At 57.7% G+C, this 20,609-nt stretch carries 20 protein-coding genes; 12 read left to right on the top strand and 8 right to left on the bottom strand.

Annotation, left to right across the window (positions count from 1 at the left end; all coding sequences use genetic code 11):
- Window positions 1–42 precede the first annotated feature (42 nt).
- Window positions 43–396, top strand: a complete 354-nt coding sequence (locus ACFOOP_RS15065) for an Hpt domain-containing protein (RefSeq protein ID WP_379881945.1) — start codon at window positions 43–45, stop codon at window positions 394–396.
- A gap of 4 nt (window positions 397–400) precedes the next feature.
- Here the strand turns inward: ACFOOP_RS15065 and ACFOOP_RS15060 are convergent, their stop codons facing one another.
- Complete coding sequence (locus ACFOOP_RS15060) at window positions 401–1,576, bottom strand: vWA domain-containing protein (protein WP_379881944.1); 1,176 nt, start codon at window positions 1,574–1,576, stop codon at window positions 401–403.
- 280 nt (window positions 1,577–1,856) lie between these two features.
- Here ACFOOP_RS15060 and ACFOOP_RS15055 point away from each other — a divergent pair, with 280 nt between their 5' ends.
- Window positions 1,857–2,063: a hypothetical protein gene (locus ACFOOP_RS15055; RefSeq protein WP_379881943.1), complete on the top strand. Its 207-nt coding sequence runs from the start codon at window positions 1,857–1,859 to the stop codon at window positions 2,061–2,063.
- 392 nt (window positions 2,064–2,455) lie between these two features.
- A complete protein-coding gene (locus ACFOOP_RS15050; RefSeq protein WP_379881942.1) occupies window positions 2,456–2,662 on the top strand; it encodes a hypothetical protein in 207 nt (68 codons plus the stop codon).
- Here ACFOOP_RS15050 and ACFOOP_RS15045 read toward each other — a convergent pair.
- The 3 genes from ACFOOP_RS15045 to ACFOOP_RS15035 form a co-directional block, all read right to left on the bottom strand.
- Window positions 2,648–3,121: a hypothetical protein gene (locus ACFOOP_RS15045; protein ID WP_379881941.1), complete on the bottom strand. Its 474-nt coding sequence runs from the start codon at window positions 3,119–3,121 to the stop codon at window positions 2,648–2,650. The two genes, ACFOOP_RS15050 and ACFOOP_RS15045, sit on opposite strands and share 15 nt — an antisense overlap.
- 96 nt (window positions 3,122–3,217) lie before the next feature.
- Window positions 3,218–4,183 (bottom strand): IS1595 family transposase, encoded by a 966-nt coding sequence (locus ACFOOP_RS15040; protein WP_379881940.1) that lies wholly within the window; start codon window positions 4,181–4,183, stop codon window positions 3,218–3,220.
- A gap of 158 nt (window positions 4,184–4,341) precedes the next feature.
- Window positions 4,342–5,358 (bottom strand): helix-turn-helix transcriptional regulator, encoded by a 1,017-nt coding sequence (locus tag ACFOOP_RS15035; RefSeq protein WP_379881939.1) that lies wholly within the window; start codon window positions 5,356–5,358, stop codon window positions 4,342–4,344.
- A 288-nt stretch (window positions 5,359–5,646) separates the two neighbouring features.
- On the opposite strand from ACFOOP_RS15035, the gene ACFOOP_RS15030 reads away from it, so the two are divergent.
- The 5 genes from ACFOOP_RS15030 (at window position 5,647) to ACFOOP_RS15010 (ending at window position 9,804) form a co-directional block, all read left to right on the top strand.
- Complete coding sequence (locus ACFOOP_RS15030; protein WP_379881937.1) at window positions 5,647–6,504, top strand: DUF2306 domain-containing protein; 858 nt, start codon at window positions 5,647–5,649, stop codon at window positions 6,502–6,504.
- 80 nt (window positions 6,505–6,584) lie between these two features.
- Complete coding sequence (locus tag ACFOOP_RS15025; protein WP_379881936.1) at window positions 6,585–7,043, top strand: hypothetical protein; 459 nt, start codon at window positions 6,585–6,587, stop codon at window positions 7,041–7,043.
- Window positions 7,044–7,128: 85 nt separating this feature from the next.
- On the top strand, window positions 7,129–8,439 hold the full coding sequence (gene gabT / locus ACFOOP_RS15020; RefSeq protein WP_379881935.1) for a 4-aminobutyrate--2-oxoglutarate transaminase: 1,311 nt from the start codon (window positions 7,129–7,131) through the stop codon (window positions 8,437–8,439).
- A gap of 21 nt (window positions 8,440–8,460) precedes the next feature.
- A complete protein-coding gene (locus tag ACFOOP_RS15015; protein ID WP_379881934.1) occupies window positions 8,461–9,477 on the top strand; it encodes a hypothetical protein in 1,017 nt (338 codons plus the stop codon).
- A 3-nt stretch (window positions 9,478–9,480) separates the two neighbouring features.
- Entirely contained in the window at window positions 9,481–9,804 is a 324-nt protein-coding gene (locus ACFOOP_RS15010; protein ID WP_379881933.1) for a hypothetical protein, read from the top strand.
- A 9-nt stretch (window positions 9,805–9,813) separates the two neighbouring features.
- On the opposite strand, the gene ACFOOP_RS15005 is transcribed toward ACFOOP_RS15010, so the two are convergent.
- The 4 genes from ACFOOP_RS15005 to ACFOOP_RS14990 all read right to left on the bottom strand — a co-directional run bounded on the left by ACFOOP_RS15005 (window position 9,814) and on the right by ACFOOP_RS14990 (window position 14,863).
- Window positions 9,814–11,406 (bottom strand): alginate export family protein, encoded by a 1,593-nt coding sequence (locus ACFOOP_RS15005; RefSeq protein ID WP_379881932.1) that lies wholly within the window; start codon window positions 11,404–11,406, stop codon window positions 9,814–9,816.
- Window positions 11,407–11,522: 116 nt separating this feature from the next.
- The gene (locus ACFOOP_RS15000) at window positions 11,523–12,524 is read right to left on the bottom strand and encodes a 2-oxoacid:ferredoxin oxidoreductase subunit beta (RefSeq protein WP_379881931.1); all 1,002 of its coding nucleotides are present in this window, start codon (window positions 12,522–12,524) and stop codon (window positions 11,523–11,525) included.
- Window positions 12,521–12,973, bottom strand: coding sequence for a hypothetical protein (locus ACFOOP_RS14995; RefSeq protein WP_379881930.1), 453 nt, complete (start codon window positions 12,971–12,973; stop codon window positions 12,521–12,523). Before ACFOOP_RS14995 ends, ACFOOP_RS15000 begins: the two co-directional genes overlap by 4 nt.
- 3 nt (window positions 12,974–12,976) lie before the next feature.
- On the bottom strand, window positions 12,977–14,863 hold the full coding sequence (locus tag ACFOOP_RS14990) for a 2-oxoacid:acceptor oxidoreductase subunit alpha (protein ID WP_379881929.1): 1,887 nt from the start codon (window positions 14,861–14,863) through the stop codon (window positions 12,977–12,979).
- A gap of 275 nt (window positions 14,864–15,138) precedes the next feature.
- On the opposite strand from ACFOOP_RS14990, the gene ACFOOP_RS14985 reads away from it, so the two are divergent.
- Genes ACFOOP_RS14985 through ACFOOP_RS14970 form a run of 4 tightly spaced genes read left to right on the top strand, consistent with a single transcriptional unit; the run spans window position 15,139 to window position 20,593 of the window.
- Entirely contained in the window at window positions 15,139–16,476 is a 1,338-nt protein-coding gene (locus ACFOOP_RS14985) for a DUF418 domain-containing protein (protein WP_379881928.1), read from the top strand.
- 54 nt (window positions 16,477–16,530) lie between these two features.
- Window positions 16,531–17,184, top strand: coding sequence for a fructose-6-phosphate aldolase (gene fsa, locus ACFOOP_RS14980; protein ID WP_379881927.1), 654 nt, complete (start codon window positions 16,531–16,533; stop codon window positions 17,182–17,184).
- 8 nt (window positions 17,185–17,192) lie between these two features.
- Window positions 17,193–18,200, top strand: coding sequence for a zinc transporter ZntB (locus ACFOOP_RS14975; protein WP_379881926.1), 1,008 nt, complete (start codon window positions 17,193–17,195; stop codon window positions 18,198–18,200).
- The gene (locus ACFOOP_RS14970; RefSeq protein WP_379881925.1) at window positions 18,197–20,593 is read left to right on the top strand and encodes a DUF3772 domain-containing protein; all 2,397 of its coding nucleotides are present in this window, start codon (window positions 18,197–18,199) and stop codon (window positions 20,591–20,593) included. The genes ACFOOP_RS14975 and ACFOOP_RS14970 overlap by 4 nt, the downstream gene beginning before the upstream one ends.
- Window positions 20,594–20,609: the final 16 nt, after the last annotated feature.

Genomic DNA, 20,609 nt, shown 5'->3' with positions numbered 1-20,609 from the left:
TACATTCCTGTCATGTTGGAAACAGTGAAGAGTGAGCATAACATGACTGCGGGCGGTATGATTGACTTCGACCATCTGGAGAAATACGTCGCTGGCGATGACATGCTGCGGGACGAGATTCTCGAGATCTTTTCCGAGCAGGTCAGTTTGTTGTTGGATCAGTTCGATGTTTTCCAGACCGATGACGCCTGGAAAGACACGGCGCACACCCTGAAGGGCGCCGCGCGCGGCGTCGGCGCATGGGGGCTGGGCAAGACTTGCGAGGAGGCCGAAGCGCTGATCGGCAATGCGCCCGGCAAGCAGGAGGCGCGCGCAACCCTGCTCGTTTCCCTTCGCATGCTCGCGTCCAATGCAATTGACGAGGCCAAGCGGTTCCGGCTGGCGGCGGCGATTTAAGGCTTTACCGTTTCAACTCGGCCATGGCTTTTTCGATGCCGGCGAGCGTCAGCGGATACATGCGCTCACCCAGCAATTCGCGTAACAGTTTTGTAGACGGCACATAATCCCAGCTATCCTTGCGCACCGGATTGAGCCAGACCACGCGCTCGTAAATATCGGTCACGCGTTTCAGCCAGACCGCGCCAGCCTCATCATTGAAATATTCGACAGATCCGCCGGGCACCGTGACCTCATAGGGCGACATAGACGCGTCGCCGATGAAAATCACTTTATAGTCATGCGGATATTTATGGAGAATGTCCCAGGTTGGAATCTTCTCCGTCCAGCGCCGGCGATTGTCCTTCCAGACATAATCGTAAAGGCAGTTGTGGAAGTAAAAATACTCCATGTGCTTGAACTCGGCGCGGGCGGCCGAGAACATCTCTTCACAGATTTTGATGAACGGGTCCATTGATCCGCCCACGTCAAAAAACAACAACACCTTGATCATGTTGCGGCGTTCGGGACGCATCTTGATGTCGAGATAGCCAGCGCGCGCTGTCGCGTCGATGGTGCTGTCGAGATCGAATTCCTCCGCCGCGCCTTCGCGGGCGAAACGGCGCAGTTTTCTGAGCGCCATTTTGATGTTGCGCGTGCCAAGCTCTACATTGTCGTCGAGGTTTTTATAGTCGCGTTTTTCCCAGACCTTCACGGCGCGGCCCTGGCGCTTGCCTTCATTGCCGATCCTGACGCCTTCGGGATTATAACCGCCGGAGCCGAAGGGTGAGGTGCCGCCTGTTCCGATCCATTTCGATCCGCCCTCGTGGCGTTTCTTTTGTTCTTCGAGGCGCTCTTTCAGCGTCTCCATCAGCTTGTCCCAGCCGCCAAGCGCCTCGATCTGCTTCATGTCTTCTTCGGAGAAATAACGCTCCGTCATCAGGCGCAGCCAGTCTTCGGGAATGTCCGCGGTGATATCCTCACCCACGGTTTCAAGTCCCTTGAAGACATGCCCGAAGACCCGGTCGAACTTGTCGAGATTGCGCTCGTCCTTCACCAGCGTCGCGCGCGAGAGGAAGTAGAAATCCTCCACCTTGCGGCTGGCGAGATCGGCGTCCATGGCCTCCATCAAGGTGAGATATTCCCTCAAGGAAACGGGCAGGCCGGCGGATTTCAATTCATGGAAGAATTTGGCGAACATAGCCTATCCTAACGCGCGCCGCCGCGTGCGAAAGCCCGCCCTGCAGTCTCGTTTTCTGGGCGCGCCCGCCGCCGGTTTCGATCCGCATGTTTCGCGGCTTTCAGACGAGTCTGGCGCCATTTGGAAGATTCTGCTTCCGGGCGGGTCATTGGGTGTTTCCTCTACGGACGGCGCGCGCATCTGGCTGACGCGCGCGGCGAATGTTTCAACCGCCCCATCATACGCCAGCCGGTAAAGTGGTGGATAACTATGGCGATTATATACTTGAATGAACATAGCTATGACCCTACCTACAGACAGACAGGCCGGCGATCCAACTGAGATCGAGATTACCCCGCAGATGATAAAGGCGGGGGTTGAGGTTTTTTTGATCGCTTCCCTTGCTTCTGAGCCTTTGGATGCGGCTCAAGAGGTCGTTGAAGACGTCTTTCGCGCAATGCTGAAAGCTGCAACCGTTTCTCAATCTTCGGCAGCACAGCCGTCATGACATCTGCGCAAGCCTTGATGCGATCTGGGGAATAACTCAGCACCTCTAGGGAAGCGGCGCTAGAATCGGGCTCAAGCGGCGTGGTAGTCAGAAACGCCAGCTCTCCGTCTTCATTGGCGCCAAGCAGTGATCCGTGCGCTATTGCGTTGCGACATTTAAGGGCGTGCCTAAATTCATCGGTGTCAAAAACGGACATGTGAACGTCAAGGGCCGCTTGTCCCTCCATTTTGGCTAGATAGAAAGCCGTCGAGATTTTTGTGCTTATGGGCGTTCGGCCTAGCATCACGCTCCCACGGCTTTCGGTTGTTTTCGCAAGGTTCGATATGTGGGATGTCAGCATATCGTCTATTTCCGCAAAAGCGCGTATAAGGCGGCCAATGTCAGAATGAGTCTTGTCGGTGATTGTGACCGGCGACAGTTTAGATTGTTTGGTAGATCGCACTATTGCCATGGCTAAATCCACTGATGAGAAAAAACGAGACGAAGCGCTAAAACGGGCGCTAACCATGCCGCCGCAACCGCATGGCGGCAAAATCGACAAGCCGCCGCCTAAGAAAAAGAAGGCAGCAAAGAAGCGTACTAAATCAGCCCCAAAGTGATTCAGGCGTTGTCCGTGTTGGCACAACAACCTTTGCACCGCATACATGACATTGAAAAACAGACAACCTCTGCAATTCGGCTACATATTGCAGAAAAGACTTGCGCTTGCCGTTAAAGCAATTTGCGCACAGCCAATGAGGTGTTTCGCTCGCTTGAGCGTCTTTTTTAAGCATAAAGGCGACGGAGCCGCCTCCGATGTCCTTCAGCTCATATTTTTCTGTCTCAGTATCCCATGTTTCCAGGCGAGCAATTTCTTCTTCAAGCTCGCGTATGCGAGCGGCGCTTATAATTTGCGTCTCATTGGCCGCCGAAAGGCTCTCTTGGGCCTCAAGGATAGCCGTTTGGAGCGCAATCTTCGCGTCGTTGATTTGAACTTGCGTAGCGGTAGCGTTCAGGCCCTTAATAATGCCAAGGGCGGTCTTGAGGCTTGTATAGCCCATACTTATTTCGGCGAGCATAATTCTCCCCATAGTTAAGTTTCTGGAGAATGAGGCGCCTATTTCTTTGAGTCGAGTCGAAGTTTGCGCCAGCGCAGGAAGCGCTCTGCTTGATGCTTAAAGCACGGCTTCACTAGTCCGCCGATAGGTCAAACGCTTGCCAGCGATGCCTTGAAGGGCGCGGTTCGCGCGTTCGGTGTCTTCAACGCCAACTTTCGAGCGGTTGCTGTAGCGGAAATCAAATTCGGCAAGGTAGCGGTGCAGATGCTTCTCGCTGCAATGCTGATAGACGCCCTTCATGCCGCGCTTGAAAACGCTGAAATAATTTTCGGCGCTGTTTGAATATACATCGCCGCGCACATATTCGTCAGCCGTGTGGCGAACGCTTTCATGTTCTGCGACCATGGTAGGCACTTTCGACTTGGCGTAGAGACGGCTTTCGTCAGTGTGAAGGCGGCTCTCACGGTCGACGTTCTCGGAAACGATTTGCTCAACTTTGGCGAACGTAGCGTGAGCAACATGGAAGGTGCGAGCTGAACCGCCACGCTCGACCAGAGCAATGATGGTGCGCTTATTGGCGCCGCCACGGCCTTTGGCTTTGTATTTAACGCGACCGTCAACGGACTGAGTGCGAATTTCCTTGGTTTTTCCGTGGTAGGTTTCGTCAGCTTCGACCACTTTGCCCTTGCCGCCCATGGGCTCTTGTGAGCCCTTGGCGGGCGCCATGGCTTCACGGATACGGTGAGCCATGAACCAAGCGGTTTTGTAGGTCACGCCAAGCATTCTGTGGAGCTGATGGGCTGACATACCTTTCTTTGAGGAAGACATAAGCTGGAAGGCCATGAGCCACGTTGTCAGGGGGATATGCGAGCGCTCGAAAAGCGTGCCCACAGTGACGGTGAACTTCTTGCGGCAATCGCGGCAATTGTACTGGCCAAGATCAGCGGCCTTGCCGCCAAGCTTCTTGACCTCAAAGCCGCCACAGCGAGGGCAGTAGGCGCCATCAGGCCAGCGAAGGGCTTCAAGATGATCCCTTGCGGCTTTCTCGTCTTTGTAGATGGGGTCTTTGAGGTTTACGGCCATGATTCTCTCTCCTGTCCTTCATAGATAGGGAATCAGCCGTGTTCAGTCAAGTATATAATTGCCATAACTATTCACCAACACTGGGTTTTCTTGAAGAATTCGCGCGAGAGGCGAAAAATCAGGGGGCGCCGGTCAACCGCAGGATGCGGCGGTCGCTCTTAGCCTGACGGGTTGTTTCTGAATTCGCGGGGCGTCATGCCCACATGGCTTTTGAAAGCGCGGTTGAAAGGCCCGATCGAACTAAAGCCGCAGTCGAACGCAATCGACAGGATAGACCGGCCGTCATGATCGGGATCGGATAACAATTGCTTTGCATAGTCGATGCGACGCGCATTGATTAGATGGTTGAAGTTCCGATAGCCGAGAAAGCCGCTGATGCATTGCGTCACTTTGTAATCATGCTCGCCTAGACTTGCTGCGAGGTCGGCGATTTTGAGGTCTGGCGTCGCAAAACGCCGCTCTGTTTCGATCGCGGCGAGAATGCGCTGGGCCAGGCTCTCGTCGGTTGCGGCGGGTGAGGGGGCCGCCTTTCGCGCGCTACGCGCCGGCAAGGGATAGCGTTTGCGAAACGAGACGGCGAGTCTCGCGCCGATGACCGCGGCGGCCGCGCAGACCATAAGCGTTGCATGTGCCCATTGCGCCGCGAAACTCGTCTCATTGGCGTTCATGGCCCAGAGAAACGTCACAGCGATCATGGCGCCGAAAACCAGCGTGAATAGCTGCCGGAAACGCCTTTCATGCTTCGGCAGGGCGGCGCTGTAGCCGGAAAGAGCTTCGACAAAAACAAGCACGACCGCGCCGATGCAGATAAGTGACGTGGCGTTGGCGGCGATGCGTCGCATTTCGCCCGATTCAGCGGGGAGGCCCGCAAGGGCCCAGTAGGACTCCACAGCGATGATCGCGGCGACGGCGAAGACATTCCAGCGCGCAATCGGCTTTTCGGCGCGAAAGAGCGTGCGCGACAGCAGCCAGAGCCAGCCGCAGCCCGCCGAACCGCCGATCGCGAAAATGTATCTTATGGGCGCGCCGACATCGCCGGCATAATCCGCAGCAACGGAAAACGTGACCGACGCGGTGAAAATCCACCACAGCAAGTCGCATGGCGCGACCGGACCCAGCTTCGGCGCTGCACGCTTCGCCAGGAAGCCGGACGCGCCAGCCCAGGCATCCGCCAAGCCGCCGTTCCGTCTAAGCAATCCTTCCATGGCGTCACCTTTCGCCCTGACCCACTTACCGGTCGGTTCGGCGACATAATCGCCGTTTTGTCCAAAAAATACTGGCCGTTTTCCAAATCGGCGAGATCGCGCCCGCCAAGCTCCCTTCATATCCGATCTGCGCCCGCCTCAAAAGCGCGGATGCGATGAGACGGCGCAGAGAAGGGGCGAAAGCGCCGGATTCAGCGGGCGTCGAGTCACTTTTTGCGCGCCGTCCGCGAACCGAAAAAAAGAATAGGAGCCCTCGTTGTGACGACCTTGTTTGAGCCTTCCCCGGCGATGCCGTCTTCAAACGGCCAATTGGCCTCGCGCCAATATGGCCGGTGGCCCGACCGCCTCCTCGGATTTTCCGGCATCTTGTGGTTTCTGGCGGCCGCGGCGGGCCAGTGGATTTTTGTTTACTATGTCGCCGCATCTTACCTTCCCGCCCTCGCGCAAAACGGATTTCCGGGGCTCGCGGACACGGCCTTGCCCAAGGGGTATGTGGCTGGCGACCTGATCGGCAATCTCGCCATTGCGTTTCACGTATTGATCGCAATCGTCATCATCGGCGGCGGACCGCTGCAGCTTACGCCTCAGATTCGCAGCCGCTTTCCTGCGTTTCACCGCTATCTCGGACGCGCCTATATGCTGACTGCGGCGATGACGAGCGCGGCGGGCCTTCACCTCGTCTGGACGCGCGGCGTTCCCGGCGGGATGGTCGGGCATATCGCCATCAGTCTCGACGCGGTGTTGATCTGGATCTGCGCCGCCATCGCCATTCGTTTCGCCGTGACCCGGCAGATCGACCGGCACCGCCGCTGGGCCATGCGGCTGTTCATGGTGGCAAGCGCCGTCTGGTTTTTCCGGATCGGCCTCATGTTCTGGTTCATGACGACCGGCGGCGTCGGGATCGATCCGGAAACTTTTGAAGGACCCTTCCTCACCTTTATGTATTTCGCACAGATGGCGATACCTCTCTTGGTGCTTCAGTTCTATTTCCAGGCGCAGGATTCAACGGGAGCCGGCCTGAAAATCACCGCAGCGCTTGTGGTGCTGGCGGCGACGGGCGTGACAGTGTTGGGGTCTTTTGCGGCGACGATGGGGATGTGGCTGCCGCGATTATAAGGCCGCAATCAGATATCAGAGCCGCTTTCGCGTATGCGAAAGGTCTGGATTCATGAGAGGGCGCAGCTTTTGCGCTTTCCATGAACCCGGCTATGCTGGCGCTCATGGGGACAACATTCTTTCTGGTGATGATTACGGTGGCGCTCGCGGGGGCGTCGCTTGGAGTGACGGCGATGCTTTCGCCGCGCGGGCGTGCGTTATGGATATATGGCCAGCTCGCCCTGATGGCCGGGATCTATGTGGGTTTCGCGCTTACGGGGATCGACCCCGCCGGGATCGTCCTCAGGCCCGCGCTCTCGGCGCTGGTGGTTGAGGGGCTGGCCGCCTTGTTGTTTGTGCTTTTGGGCCTTTCGGTTTTGCAATCGGGCCGCGTCTGGCTGCTCGGCGCGTTAATCCTCGCCCATGGCGGGGCGGATGTCGCCCATTTGTTAATGAAAGCCGACCATAGCCCGGCCTGGTACGCATTCCTTTGCGCAATCTATGACGCCATAGTCGGGACCGGCGCCATCTGGTTTTTGTCAGGCCCCAAAAAAGACTGAAAAGCCTAGGCTTTCGCCCCTTTCTTTTGCCGTCGATCATGCTAGAGCCCTTGGCATAATCCGTAATAACAAGCCGGAGCGTCCCATGGATCACGGAAGAAACGAGTTCGCCACTAATGAAAGCCTGAAATCGCGCCGCGATGAGGCCTGCCCTGTGGGCCTGCCGTCTAAGTCAGGAATTTATGCGGCCCGCGCAAAAGGCGCCGAGCTTTGGGACGTTGAGGGTAAGCGCTATATCGACTTCATCGGCGGCATTGGCGTTTTGAATGTCGGCCATGCGCATCCGAAAGTCGTGGAAGCGATTAAAAGCCAGGCGGAAAATTTCATCCATACGGCGTTCGGCATCGCGCAATATGAAAGCTATGTTGCAGTCTGCGAAAAGCTGAACCGCATAGCGCCAGGCCCGACGAAAAAGAAAACTGCGCTGTTCAATTCCGGCGCGGAAGCGGTCGAGAACGCGGTGAAATTCGCGCGCCAGATCACCGGCCGCCCGGGCGTTATCGCTTTTTCCGGCGCGTTTCACGGCCGCACGCTGCTGGCGACAACGCTCACTGGCAAATCAAAGCCCTACAAAGTCGGCTTCGGCCCTTATGTGCCCGCGATTTTCCACGCTGAATATCCGGACGCCTATCACGGTGTTTCCGTCGAGGAAGCGCTGGCCAGCGTCGATCATATTTTCAAGACCATGATCAACGCCAATGAAGTGGCCGCCATGATCGTCGAGCCAGTGCAGGGTGAGGGCGGTTTCAATCCGGCGCCGAAGGAATTCCTCGAAGGCTTGCGCAAAAAATGTGACGACAACGGCATCTTGTTGATCGCCGATGAAATTCAGTCGGGCATGGGCCGCACCGGAAAATATTTCGCTTTTGAAAAAGCTGGCGTTGAGCCGGATTTCCTCTGCGTTGCAAAATCGATCGCGGCGGGCTTGCCCCTGTCGGCGCTCGTCGGCAAGGCGGAACTGATGGACAAGGTGGTGCCCGGCTCCATGGGATCGACCTATGGCGGCAACCCGGTGGCTTGCGCCGCTGCGCTCGCAGTCTTTGACATTATTGAGGAAGAAGGCCTGTTGAAGCGTGCGGAGGAAATCGGCGCACAAACGGAAAAACGCTGGCGCGAGCTTGCAAATGGCGCTGGCAAAGGCGTGATCGGCGATGTCCGCCGGGTTGGTGGCATGTGCGCCGTCGAATTCGTGAAAGACGGCGATCCGAAACAGCCGAACGGCGATGTCGCCGGCGCGATCCTCGCCGAGGCGCGCCAGCGCGGTCTCATCATGACGACGGCCGGCGCCTATGCGCAGTGTCTGCGCTCCCTGGTGCCGCTGGTTGTATCGGACGAGATGCTGAATGAAGGTCTCGACATTTTCGCGGATGCGACGGAGGCTGTGCTGAAGTCGTAGCGCAACGGGAGGGGAGAACCAATGCGAATAGTTATTGCGACCGCCATGTTCATGCTGGCGGGATTGTCGGCTGCGTATGCCCAGCCCTGCGAACCATCGGACGGCCGAAGCGCTGTCATGCTGTCATCACGGGAAGTTGCGGGAAACCGCGACTACAATGAAGTTCTGGAAGGTCCGGGATGGACATTTCAGTTGAAGCGCGCCGCCCATGGTTGGGATGTGCGTCTTCTCGATGAAAACGGTCTCGACCTGACGCAGATGACGCCGCCGCTTCACGGTCCCAACCCGCGTCAGCTTTATGGCTGGCACTTTCGCAATGCGGACAACACAGGTCCCAACACAGGCGATGTAAACGCGCCTCAGGGGTTGCGTCTGTTCGGCTTCGATCCCGCACTGACCGGCACCGGCGGGTTCAAACCGTCAAGCGATGAAGGCGCTATGGATCAGCCTGGCCGCGGCGCGCTGACGATTGAGGATATGGGACTCGCCGATCTTGAACCCGGCCAAAAGGCGCGGATGAATTACCTCAAATTCAATGTCTGCATGACCTGGCCAAAAACCGACAAGGAAAAGCAAAAAGAAGCGGCGGAAGTCGCGGCCATGACCGAGCTGAGCAAAGTCACGCCGGAACTGATCGAAATGATGGGCGATTGCGGACTTGATTATCAGACCTATCAGATCACGCCCTATCTCACGCCGGTGGAACTGGGCGGCGATTTCGACGCTGATGACGCTCACGATCAGGCGGTCCCGATCATCCGCAAGGCCGATGACAAGCGCGGGCTATTCCTCTGCCGCGCAGGCACATGGGGGCAGGTTGTGGGCATGACCGGCCGCATGGGCGCACATCTGACGCCGGCTTATTTTGATAATATCGACTGGTGGAGCCTGCATACCGGCCCCGCCGGGCAAGGCGCGGGCGGAACGCCGCCGCCGGCGCTGAAGGGCGACGCGATCCTCATCGGTAAAGAGGGCGCATCATCGGTGCTGATCTATTGGACCGGTGAAACCTATTCCGCATATTGGCAGGGAGATTAGGCGATGCGCGCTGTTGTGATGTTTGTCGTGTGGATGTGCGCCATCATCTGGGTGGCGTTCGCGGTACAGGGGGTCTTTGCTTATCTCACGCTAGACCCGACGGGCAGCGGCTTTACGCGCGGCTCTAACCGGATTTCGGCGTTTTTCCAGTGGGAGGCGCTGGCGCTCGGCGCAGCTGTTGTGGGTTTTCTCGTCGGCGGCGGCCTCGCCAAAGGCGATATTTCCCGCTTCGCCGCGCGCTGGCCGCTCTATCTGTCAGGCGGTTTCTTCGCGGCGCTGATTATTTTGTTCGTTGGCGCGATCATTATCGCGCGGCTGGCCGGGTGAACGGTCGATCTAGAAGCTGAACGTGAGGCTGGAGTAGCCGTAGAAGGTCTCTTCACGTTCCGGATCAACCGCCGGGAAAGCCGCTGTTTCATCTAGGAAGTTTTCTACGCTGTTATTCTGTGTGAAAAACGCGCCGCCAATATCCAGTTTTATATAGCCATCCACGATCCATATTGCCGCGGACGCATCAACCTGATGGGCCCATTCTGAACGGATTGCTGAGTGCAGAATTCCCTCGACGGTTTCACCGAAGCCAATAACGCTAAAATAGTCTGGCTCCAAAGCTCGCGCCGCACGATAGGTGATCTGAAAATCGATAGCACCGTTAAACGGTGACACTTCCACCCGCACGGCCGGTGAGAGAATGTTGCTGCGGTTGAGGATGTCGAATAAGCCATCCGGTCCGAAATCATTTTCCGTTAATCCAAACAGGTCATCAAAAGGCGAACTTGCGTCGGGCGCATAAATAGAACCAGTCGCTGCCTCGCCAAACTCGGGGTAAATTTCCGATAACGGCGTGCGTTTTTTATGCCATCCTGAGGCAACATCAATCATTGTTGAGACGCGAAGATTGTTTGTATTATCGAATAGGTACCCAATTTCAGCGTGGCCAAAATAGCCAAGCTTCGGGAAAAACGAACTTCTATAAACATCATTGCTGATCTGGGCGGCGCCTTCGATGTCGAAGTCGAAACTCTCTGGCGCAGGTTCTTTGGATATCCTAATTCCCGGCGTATATTGAAGACCCGATAGGCGTGTGCTGCAGGGCTCCGAAATTTCGTTAAATGATAAGCGGCTGCCACATTCCCGCCTTCCATAGCGGCCATATAAGAAGAGTTCTGTATTGATACTATCGAATAGCTGTTCTGTTTGATAATGCAGTCCCCAAAAGTGCCGATCAGGATCAGGTTTGTCATATTTAATGTGATTGTTCACCCCGATGCCCGTTGAGTAGGGCAAGGTGTAAAATAGCGTCAGCTGATCGTCTCGAGTGAGGGTGAATGCTGACTTCGCTCCAAAATACGATTGGACCGTATTTCTAAAATCAGACCGGCCAACCAACCTGCCGGAGCCTAGATGCATGGTGAAGCGGCCAAGCATCAAGCTATTCTTTGTACTGTCGCCATCAGCGCCAAAATCGATTGCGATGTAAGACTGGAGCGGTTCGACGGTGTTTGTTTTTACATTTATTAGATTGGAATTATCTCCAATCGGAATGCAAACGCCACAAACGGGGGGTTCAAGAATCGGGGAGTAAGCTCTGGAGTCCATCAATTCCGCTCCAAAGCGAAGACGCCCAAATCGCGCTTCAAGGAACAGGGACGTCTGCAGGGAAACGACGCCCGTGGTTTCTGCAGAAGAGAGATTTAGCTCGACCTCAGCGTCATCCTTGTATGGAGAAAAAAAGAGGTTGTTTGAAAAAACATTAGGCCCATCCAGCACCTCAAACCGCGTCCGATGCGAGCCGCGGATGGTCAGCCAGTCAGGCGTGTCGAGGCTCTTTTCCAGAAATGACGGCTCATCCGCTGCAGCCGGAAAAGCAGCAAGCGCAGCGAGAATAAAAACCGCCGCGCCACGCAGTGAAAATACAGAAAAAAACATGCCGCCCCGACAGTTGCCCCAGGACTCTTTTAAACTATCAATACAATACCGCAATATTTCTGCGCCTGCCGTATAATATTAAACGGCAGGTTGTAATGGGGTAGGGTTTTTCCGCCTTACCCCTTCTTCCAGACACTACCCTTACGCAAGGCATCCGCGACTTTGCCGGTGCGTTTTCCTTGCGTCGGGTGATGCTGCCAGAAGGCGTCGTCGAAGCTTTGCGCCGGGTTGCGATAGATCACGCCGAGCGGCATGGGGAATTCGCCCATGGGCAGATGCACGAGCAGGTTAGCGATGGCGAGATTGGTTTCGTCATGGACGAGGACTTCCTCCACCGGCACACCGGTCTCGCCCACATCGACAATCTCCAGCGTCAGGGTTTGCGTGTTGAGCTTCAACCCTTTCTCGCCTTTTGCGAAGAGGAGCGGCTTGCCATGCTCCACATGAAGCTGGGTGTCGGCGGCGGTTTTTTTGGCGACGAAATCCTCGAACCGGTCCTTGTTATAGACGATGCAGTTCTGGAAGATTTCGATGAAGGCCGCACCCTTGAACTCGCGCGCGGCTTTCAACACCGGCGAGAGGTTCTTGGCGTCGGTGTCGATGCTGCGGGCGATGAAGCGCGCATTGGCGCCGAGCGCAAAGGCGCACGGGTTCACGGGGCTGTCGATGGAGCCCGCCGGTGTCGATGGCGAGCGCGTGCCGGGCCGCGATGTCGGTGAGAACTGGCCTTTTGTCAGGCCATAAATCTCGTTGTTGAACAGCATGATCTGCATGTCGACATTGCGGCGCAGAACATGAAGCAAATGATTGCCGCCGATGGAAAGCCCGTCGCCGTCGCCGGTGACAAGCCAGATATCGAGTTCGGGATTGGCGATCTTCAGACCCGTCGCGAATGCCGGCGCGCGCCCATGGATCGTGTGGAAGCCATAGGCGTTCATGTAATAGGGAAAGCGCGACGAACAGCCGATGCCGGAGACGAACACTGTCTTGTCGGGGTTCGCTTCGATGTCGGCGAGGGTTTTCTGCACGCATTTCAGGATGGCGTAATCGCCGCAGCCGGGGCACCAGCGCACTTCCTGATCGGTGGCGAAATCTTTGGCGGTGAGAGGAGCGTTCATTGCACGGTCATCCGGGTTATGTCGTTGAGCTGGCTCATAATCTGGTTGCGTTCGGAGCGGCGAAGCGAGCGCACATATTGTCCGCCGCCATTGCCCGCATTGGCGTAAAGGTTTTCATTGTCGATAGCGGCGCGGCATTGATATCCGCCGTCGGTGAATTCAATGGCGACGGCGTTCGCCGACCAGGTGTCGTCTGTTGAGCGCCATTCATCTTCATCAGCCTGCAGAGAACGGATCAGTCTGTCCACATCGCGCGTCCAGTAGATCGCCTTGTCGGCGTAATCACCGAGGATGAAATTGCGGTAGCCTGCGTTCTGTCCGCTGGAAGAGATGAAAAACTCCGTCTCGCCAGAAAAGTCGTGGTCGAGGCAAGTCTGCGCGCATGCCGGCGCCGCCATCGCCATCAAGGCCATGGTCGTCGCAGCGGCAAAAGCGGCTTGCTTCGGCATTGCTTACTCCGCCGCCTGTTTTGCGCCGGGGAGGTTTTCGCGAATAGCGTCGGTGATCTCGACAATCTTGAAGGGCTGGCCGGAGACCTTGTTGAGTTTCACCACATCAAGTTCGAGCTTGTCACGCAGGAGCGTCGCGCATTGGCCCATATTCATTTCCGGCAATAAGATGCGGTCGTAATTTGACAACAGGCTTTTGAGGTTTTTCGGCAAGGGATTGAGCCAGCGCAGATGCACCTGCGCCACGTTCAGGCCTTCCTCATTGGCGACCGTGACCGCGCGCCAGATCGCGCCATGGGTTGAGCCCCAGCCGACAACGACGAGGGAGCCTTTTTCCGGGCCCTGTTCAATGGTTTGATCGGGGATGAAGTCAGCGACGCTCGCCACTTTTCTGGCGCGCAATTCGCTCATCGCCTGGTGGTTGGCGGCGTCATAGGAAATATCGCCGGTCTCAATGTCCTTTTCGATGCCGCCGATACGATGCGTCAGGCCTTCCATGCCCGGCGCGACCCAGGGACGGCCAAGAGATTTTTCATCGCGTTTCCAGATCGCCTTTTTCAGATCATCCGGATCGTCCGATTGCGGCGCTTTCGGCGCCGGGTTCGCCTTGATGGGCTCGTAAGCGCCCATATCCGGCAACGCCCATGGCCCGGCCGCGTTGGCGATGTAACCGTCAGTGAGCAGGAACACCGGCGTCATGTGACGGATGGCGGTGCGTGTCGCCTCAATCGCGGCGTCAAAACAATCGCCTGGGGAATAGGCGGCGATCACCGGCATCGGCGCATCGGCATTCCGTCCGTATACGGCCTGATAGAGATCAGATTGTTCAGTTTTGGTCGGGAGACCGGTCGATGGGCCGCCGCGCTGGGAATTAACGATCACCATCGGCAGCTCGGTTGCGATCGCAAGGCCGATGGCCTCGGTCTTTAGCGCAATGCCCGGGCCGGAAGATGAGGTGACGCCGATGGAGCCCCCATAAGAAGCGCCAATCGCGGCGCAGGCGGCGGCGATTTCGTCTTCCGCCTGGAAGGTGGCGACGCCGAGATCGCCCATGCGCGACAGGTGATGCAGGATCGATGAGGCGGGCGTGATCGGATAGCCACAGAACACAATCTGACGGTCGGCAAGCTCGCCCGCCGCCGCCAGGCCAAGGGACAGCGCTTCAGCGCCGGTGATGGAACGATATTCGCCTTTTTCCATTGGCGCTTCGCCGATGGCGAATTGCGGGATTTCGGCGGAAAGCTCCGCTGTCTCCGCATAGGAGTGACCCGCATCGAGCGCGGCGAGGTTGCCGGTGAGAATCTCCGGCGGTTTTTTCGCGAACTTCTTGTGCGCCCAGTCGATAATCGGCTGACGGTCGCGTCCGAACATCCAAAGAACCGCGCCAAGCGCCCAGAAGTTCTTGCACTGTTCAGCGTCAGACTTCGACAGCCCATGCGGCTTCACCGCTTCGAGGGTCTGGGTCGAGATGGCGATTTCAATCACCTGATAATCGTCAAGCTCGCCTGTCTTGCGCGGGTCGGCGACGATATGTGCTTTCGCGAAATTGCGATCATTGAACGCGTCAGCGTTGAGGACGATCAGCGCGCCTTTTTGCAGGAGCGGCAGATTCACTTTCAGCGCGGCGGGGTTCAGCGCCACCAGCACATCCGGCTGGTCGCCGGCGGTCGAAATGCGCCGCGCGCCGAGATTGATCTGGAACGCAGACACGCCAAAGGTCGTGCCTACAGGTGCGCGGATTTCCGCAGGGAAATCGGGGAAGGTTGAGAAGTCGGAACCGGCGAGCGCCGTTGACTCGGCGAACTGGCTGCCCAGAAGCTGAACCCCGTCGCCTGAATCGCCCGCAAAACGCACGACGACTGAACTGTTTTCCGGCGTAATCTTTGCCATAAGTCTAGAACCCGTTTCACACTCGCTCGGGGGCAGGTCCGCCAGCATGACGAAACGGCCTGTAAAAACAAGCGCGTCACCGCCTTTTCGGGGGCGGGCGAACGCGCCATTCCGGCCTCATATCTCAACCCTCGGGGCGGAAGACAAGCCTTTTCTCCGCTTCTTCCCGTCAAGGTGAAGACTGCGGACGCGCTCTGCATAGTTTGAGTGAAGTCCTTGATAGAAAAAGCGAAACAACACGCCTAGATTGTCCGCCGAAGGACGGGGAGGACACGATGGCGGCCGAGGATCAATCGCTGACCGGGGCAGGGCCGGCGAGCGCCAGAATTGACGCGCTCGACGCGCTGCGCGGGCTCGCTGTTCTCGGCATCTTCGTCATCAATATTATCGGCTTTTCCCTGCCGGAAATTGCTTTCAGCAATCCGAAGGCGGCCGGCGGCGCTGATGCGCTGAATTACAGCCTCTGGACCCTCTCCACGGTCTTCGTGGAAGGCTCCATGCGCGGGCTCTTTTCGCTGATGTTCGGCGCAGGGGTCATGCTGTTCACCGCACGCGCCCTTTATCCCGACGGTCCGATCCGGATCGCCGATCTTTATTATCGGCGCACGATCTGGCTTCTGCTCTTCGGGATCATCCATGCGCTGGCGCTGCTGATGCCTGGCGACATTCTGCAGATATACGGCATGGCGGGGCTGGTGATCTTTCCGTTCCGCATTCTCAAATCCCCCACGCTGATAGCTATTGCGGCGGCGATACTAGCGACGCTTACCCTGCTCACCTATTTCGATGAGGCGCCGCAAACCGAAAGAGGGCGTGAAGCGCTCAGCTTAGAGGCCAAAGCGGAAGCTGGCCAAACGCTTTCGCCGGAAGATCTGGATGCGGTTTCAGCATGGCGCGAGGAAGTCGCCGGTAACTGGCCCGAAGAAGACGAGTTGAAACAGGAGATCACCAACCGCACCGGAGACATTGCAACAGTATACGCCAGCAACGCAGAAACCGTCGTCGCCTATAGCGACATTGTCGGTCTGATATGGTGGACGGCCGACGCTTTCATGATGATGCTGATCGGCATGGCGTTCTATCGCTGGCGCATTATCACCGGCGAGCGCAGCGCTCGTTTTTATGCGATGCTTGCCATTGGCGCTTACGCCATCGGGCTGACGCTCAGGATTGTCGCCGTTATGCAGCGATGGGAAGCGGACTTTTCGCCGATCCTGTGGTCATGGGCGACATTCGATCAAGTGGCGCGGGTCGCGACGACCCTCGGGCATGTGGGACTCTTTTTTCTGATCTGGAAATGGGCTGCGTCGAGCCTTCCCTTGCGCGCACTCACCGCAGCAGGGCGCATGGCGCTCAGCAACTATATTGGGCAAACGGTGATCGCTAATCTGATTTTCAGCGGCATTGGGTTGGGACTTTATGGCTCGCTCGACCGGGCGCATGTCTATCTTGTCATGATCGCCATCTGGAGCTTTCAGCTCGCTTTCTCCCTGTGGTGGCTGGCGCGGTTCCGCTTTGGACCGCTGGAATGGGGTTGGCGTTGTCTGACCTACTGGCGCCGCCAGCCTTTCAGAAAGGCGAAGGCCGGTGCTGACAAGGGAATCGCTGTCTAGTAGACACCCCGCTGTAGACACGCTTGGCGTTTTTTTGAAGGAAAGCCTCACCCCATGAAGTTCTTTGTAGACACCGCCGAAATCAGCGAAATCAAGGCCCTGTTGCCGACAGGGCTTGTGGACGGGGTGACGACCAATCCGAGCCTCATCATGAAATCGGGGCGCGATATCCGCGAAGTCACGGCGGAAATCTGCGCCCTGACGCCAGGCCCCGTGAGCGCCGAGGTGACGGCCCTTGAAGCCGACAAGATGATCAGCGAGGGCAAATCGCTCGCCAAGATCGCCGACAATGTCGTCGTGAAACTGCCGCTCACGTTTGACGGGCTGATCGCCTGTAAAGCGCTGACCTCAGAGGGTATCAAGACCAATGTCACACTGTGTTTTTCCGCAAACCAGGCGCTCCTTGCGGCGAAGGCCGGCGCCAGTTTCATCTCGCCCTTCATCGGGCGTCTTGACGATATCAATATTGATGGCATGGAGCTGATCCGCGAGATCCGAGTGATCTATGACAATTACGACTTTCGGACGGAAATTCTCGCCGCGTCGATCCGCTCGGCGAACCATGTGAAAGATTCGGCGCTTGCCGGCGCCGATGTGGCGACCGTTCCGCCCGGCGTCCTGAAGTCGCTGGTTAATCATCCGCTTACGGATAAAGGACTTAAAGCCTTCCTGGACGACTGGGCGAAGACCGGCCAGAAAATTCTCTAGGGCGGATCATGACGGATTTGACGGATCAGGTTGATCGGGGCGAGGGAGATGCCGGCCCGCCTTTTGTCTTTGGCTTCGGTTTCAAGGACGGCGTCGCCTCAGAAATGCGATGGGAGGATGTCGCCTCACATGCGGTCGACTATGACTTCATCTGGTTGCATCTCAATATGTTGAATGACGAGGCGCGGCGCTGGATCGGCGCCCAGCGCGACATTCCTTATGCGGCGGCGTCAGCTCTCCTCGCCGATGAAACCCGCCCGCGCGTCACCGCCTTTGAAAAGGGGGTGGTGGTCAATCTTCGCGGGGTCAATCTGAATGAAGGCGCTGAACCGGAAGATATGGTGTCGATCCGTGTCTGGCTCAGCGAAAAACTCATGGTGACGACGCGGCGGCGGCGTTTGAAAGCGGCGCAGGATGTGCGTGCTGACATCAATATGGGCGCGACGATCGCGAATACGGGGGCGTTGCTCGCCCGTATCGCTGCGAAGCTGACAGAACGCGCCGAGCCTTATGTTCTCGAAATCGAGGATGAAGTTGACAGCCTCGAAACCGAAATACTCGAAGGCGGCGGTGTTGGCCTGCGCGCCAAGCTCGCCGACACGCGCCAGTCAGCCGTGTTGTTCCGCCGCTTTATTGCGCCCCAGCGTGATGCGCTGAACCGGCTGGCGGCGGACGAGTCTGTTCTATTCGATCCTCACACAAAAATTGAATTGCGCGAGGTTGCAGACAAGGTGACGCGCATGACAGAGGATATCGATACGGCGCGTGAGCGCGCGATGGTGCTTCAGGACCAATTGACGGATCAGCGCGCCGAAGAGATGAATCGTAATATGATGGTTCTCTCCGTGGTGGCGGCGATTTTCCTGCCGCTCGGATTTTTGACGGGACTTTTCGGCATCAATGTGGGCGGCATGCCCGGCGTTGATAGCCCAACCGCCTTCTGGGTTGTGGTCGCCTTATGCTTGTTCATTGGCGTCTGCCTGCTCGCTTATTTCAGGATAAAGAAGTGGTTATGAGGGCCTTTTGCGCGGGTCTTGCGGCGCTGTTTGCTTTCCTTGCGACGGCCCTGCCTGTGGCTGCGCAGACAGATCGGGCAAGCGAGATCGAAGCGGCGGCGCAGGAAATCGCCAGCATCCGCACGGAGGTGAACGCTGACCAGATCGATGAGGCGGCGGCATTAGAGCAACGCCTTCGCGCCCTACGCGTGGAGGGGCGCAACCGGTTGACTGCGATTGAGCGCGAGCTTGAAGCGACGCGCGCGCAAATCGAATTTCTCGGTCCGGCGCCCGGCGAAAATGATCCGCCAGAAAGCGACATCATTGCTGGCGAACGCAGCGAGCTTGAAGGGCAGCGGGCGCGCCTTAATGGTCAGCGCACAAGGGTTCTCGCCAATATTTTTGAGTCGGGTGAATTGCTGACGCGCCTTTCCGGCGCGCGGGTCGGCGCGCTTTACCGCACCTTGGTGGAGCGGGGCGCATCGCCGCTTGAGCCCGGCCTTTGGGGCGCCGCATGGACTTCCGCTCGTGACGTTTCCGCACGCGTCGGGCGCTATTTCGCGTCCTGGAGCGAGGTCAAGCGCGGCGGCGGCGGCTATGGCCGGTCCGTCGCCATTATCGTCGCAGCGCTCGTTTTATCGCTGATGCTGTTCGGTCCGGTGAACCGCTGGATCGCAGGCACATTCTCGACTGCGGTTGAAAAACGCAAACCGACTTCGGCGCGACGGGTTGTTGTCGCGGGCCTTAAAATGGCGGGGCGAACGGTCCCGGGCGTCATTGGCGGTCTAATCATTATCGAGACATTGCGCGCGCAAGGCGTCTTGACGCCGGAGGGAGAGGTCGCGGCGCGCGCTTTCTGGGTCGGCGTGTTGTCGATCCTGATTGTTTCGGGTTTTACCGCCGGTTTTTTCGCGCCGTCCTCGCCCGGGTGGCGCATCGCCCCGATTGACGCCGATCGCGGCCGCGCGGTGAGCCGCCTTGCGCTGGCGATCGTGTTGATCTTTTCGCTCGACACGCTTCTGTCCGCGATCGGGATTGCTGCGCGCGCCGACGACGCGTTGTTGCGCATCATCGACGCCCTCGCCGCCACCGCGATTGCGGTGTGCGTTTTTCTTCTTTGCCGCAGCCGCCTGTGGCGGGTTGAAGATGAAAAGAGCGGTGAAGGCTGGCGACTCCTGCGCCGGATTGGCCGCGCGCTCACCATCATCATTATCGCCGCCGTCGTCGCGGGGTATGTGCCGTTTGCTCATTTCATCGCGACGCGCATTGTTTACCTCGCGCTGTTTATCGGTCTCGCGTGGATGATGCGGGCTATGCTTGCGGAATCTGCGCTGGCGCTGCGCAACAGCCTTTCCACGGAAACAGACCGGCAGGATGAGAATGAGTCGGCCAATTACCGTTTCTGGTCGCGTCTGATCATCAACACCCTGCTGATAGTGGCGGTCACGCCGGCGGTGCTGGTTCTGTTTGGCGTGCCCAGCGCAACCGTTCGCGATCTCGCCGGGCAGGCGGTGTTTGGCTTTAATATCGGCGGGGTTCACATCCCTTCCGTAGCGAAACTGTTCGCCGCCGTCCTTGTCTTTGTCGTCATCATGGCCGCGACCAAGCTTATCCAGCGCGGCGTGCAGCAGGGCCCGCTTGCGCATTCCCGCGCTGATATCGGCGTACAGAACTCGCTGATTACGCTGATGGGCTATGCCGGGCTCGTCATCGCGCTGTTTGCGTCGATATCTTCCCTCGGGTTCGATCTCGGCAATCTCGCTTTGATCGCCGGCGCGCTCTCGGTCGGTATCGGCTTCGGGCTTCAGTCCATCGTCAACAATTTCGTGTCCGGTCTCATTTTGCTGTTTGAACGGCCGATTAAAGTTGGCGACTGGATCGTCACGCCCTCCGGCGAGGGGACGGTGAAAAAAATCAGCGTCCGGTCAACGGAGATCGAAACCTTTGACCGGTCGTCAATCATCGTGCCGAATTCCGAATTTATTTCCTCAACGGTCACAAACTGGACGCATAAAGACCGGCTCGGCCGGATCACGGTGCCCGTGGGCGTCTCCTATGGCTCCGACCCGGAACAGGTGAAAGAGATCCTGTTGCAATGTGCGCACGACCATCCGCAGATCGTCTCCTATCCTGAGCCTTTCGTGACCTGGATGGATTTTGGCGCATCGTCTCTTGATTTCGAGCTGCGCGCCTATCTCGCTGACATTTCGAAGGGGCTCACAGTGCGCACGGAGTTGCGCTTTGCAATCTTCAAAGCCTTTACCGACGCCGGCGTTGAAATCCCGTTCCCGCAACAGGATGTCTATATCAAAGCCATGCCGGGCGGTGAAGCGTCGCAAAAACTGAAAACGCAGCAAGCGCCGGCGCCAGAAACAAACACTGAAGCGCAACCGGAAACTGACGCTGAAAAGTAGCGCCTGCGGTTTGACA

Source organism: Hyphococcus aureus, from assembly GCF_042643165.1.
GTDB classification, from domain to species: Bacteria; Pseudomonadota; Alphaproteobacteria; order Caulobacterales; family Parvularculaceae; genus Hyphococcus; species Hyphococcus aureus.
The sequence above is the reverse complement of the archived record's forward strand: the minus strand, read 5'-3'. Positions and strand labels throughout refer to the sequence as shown.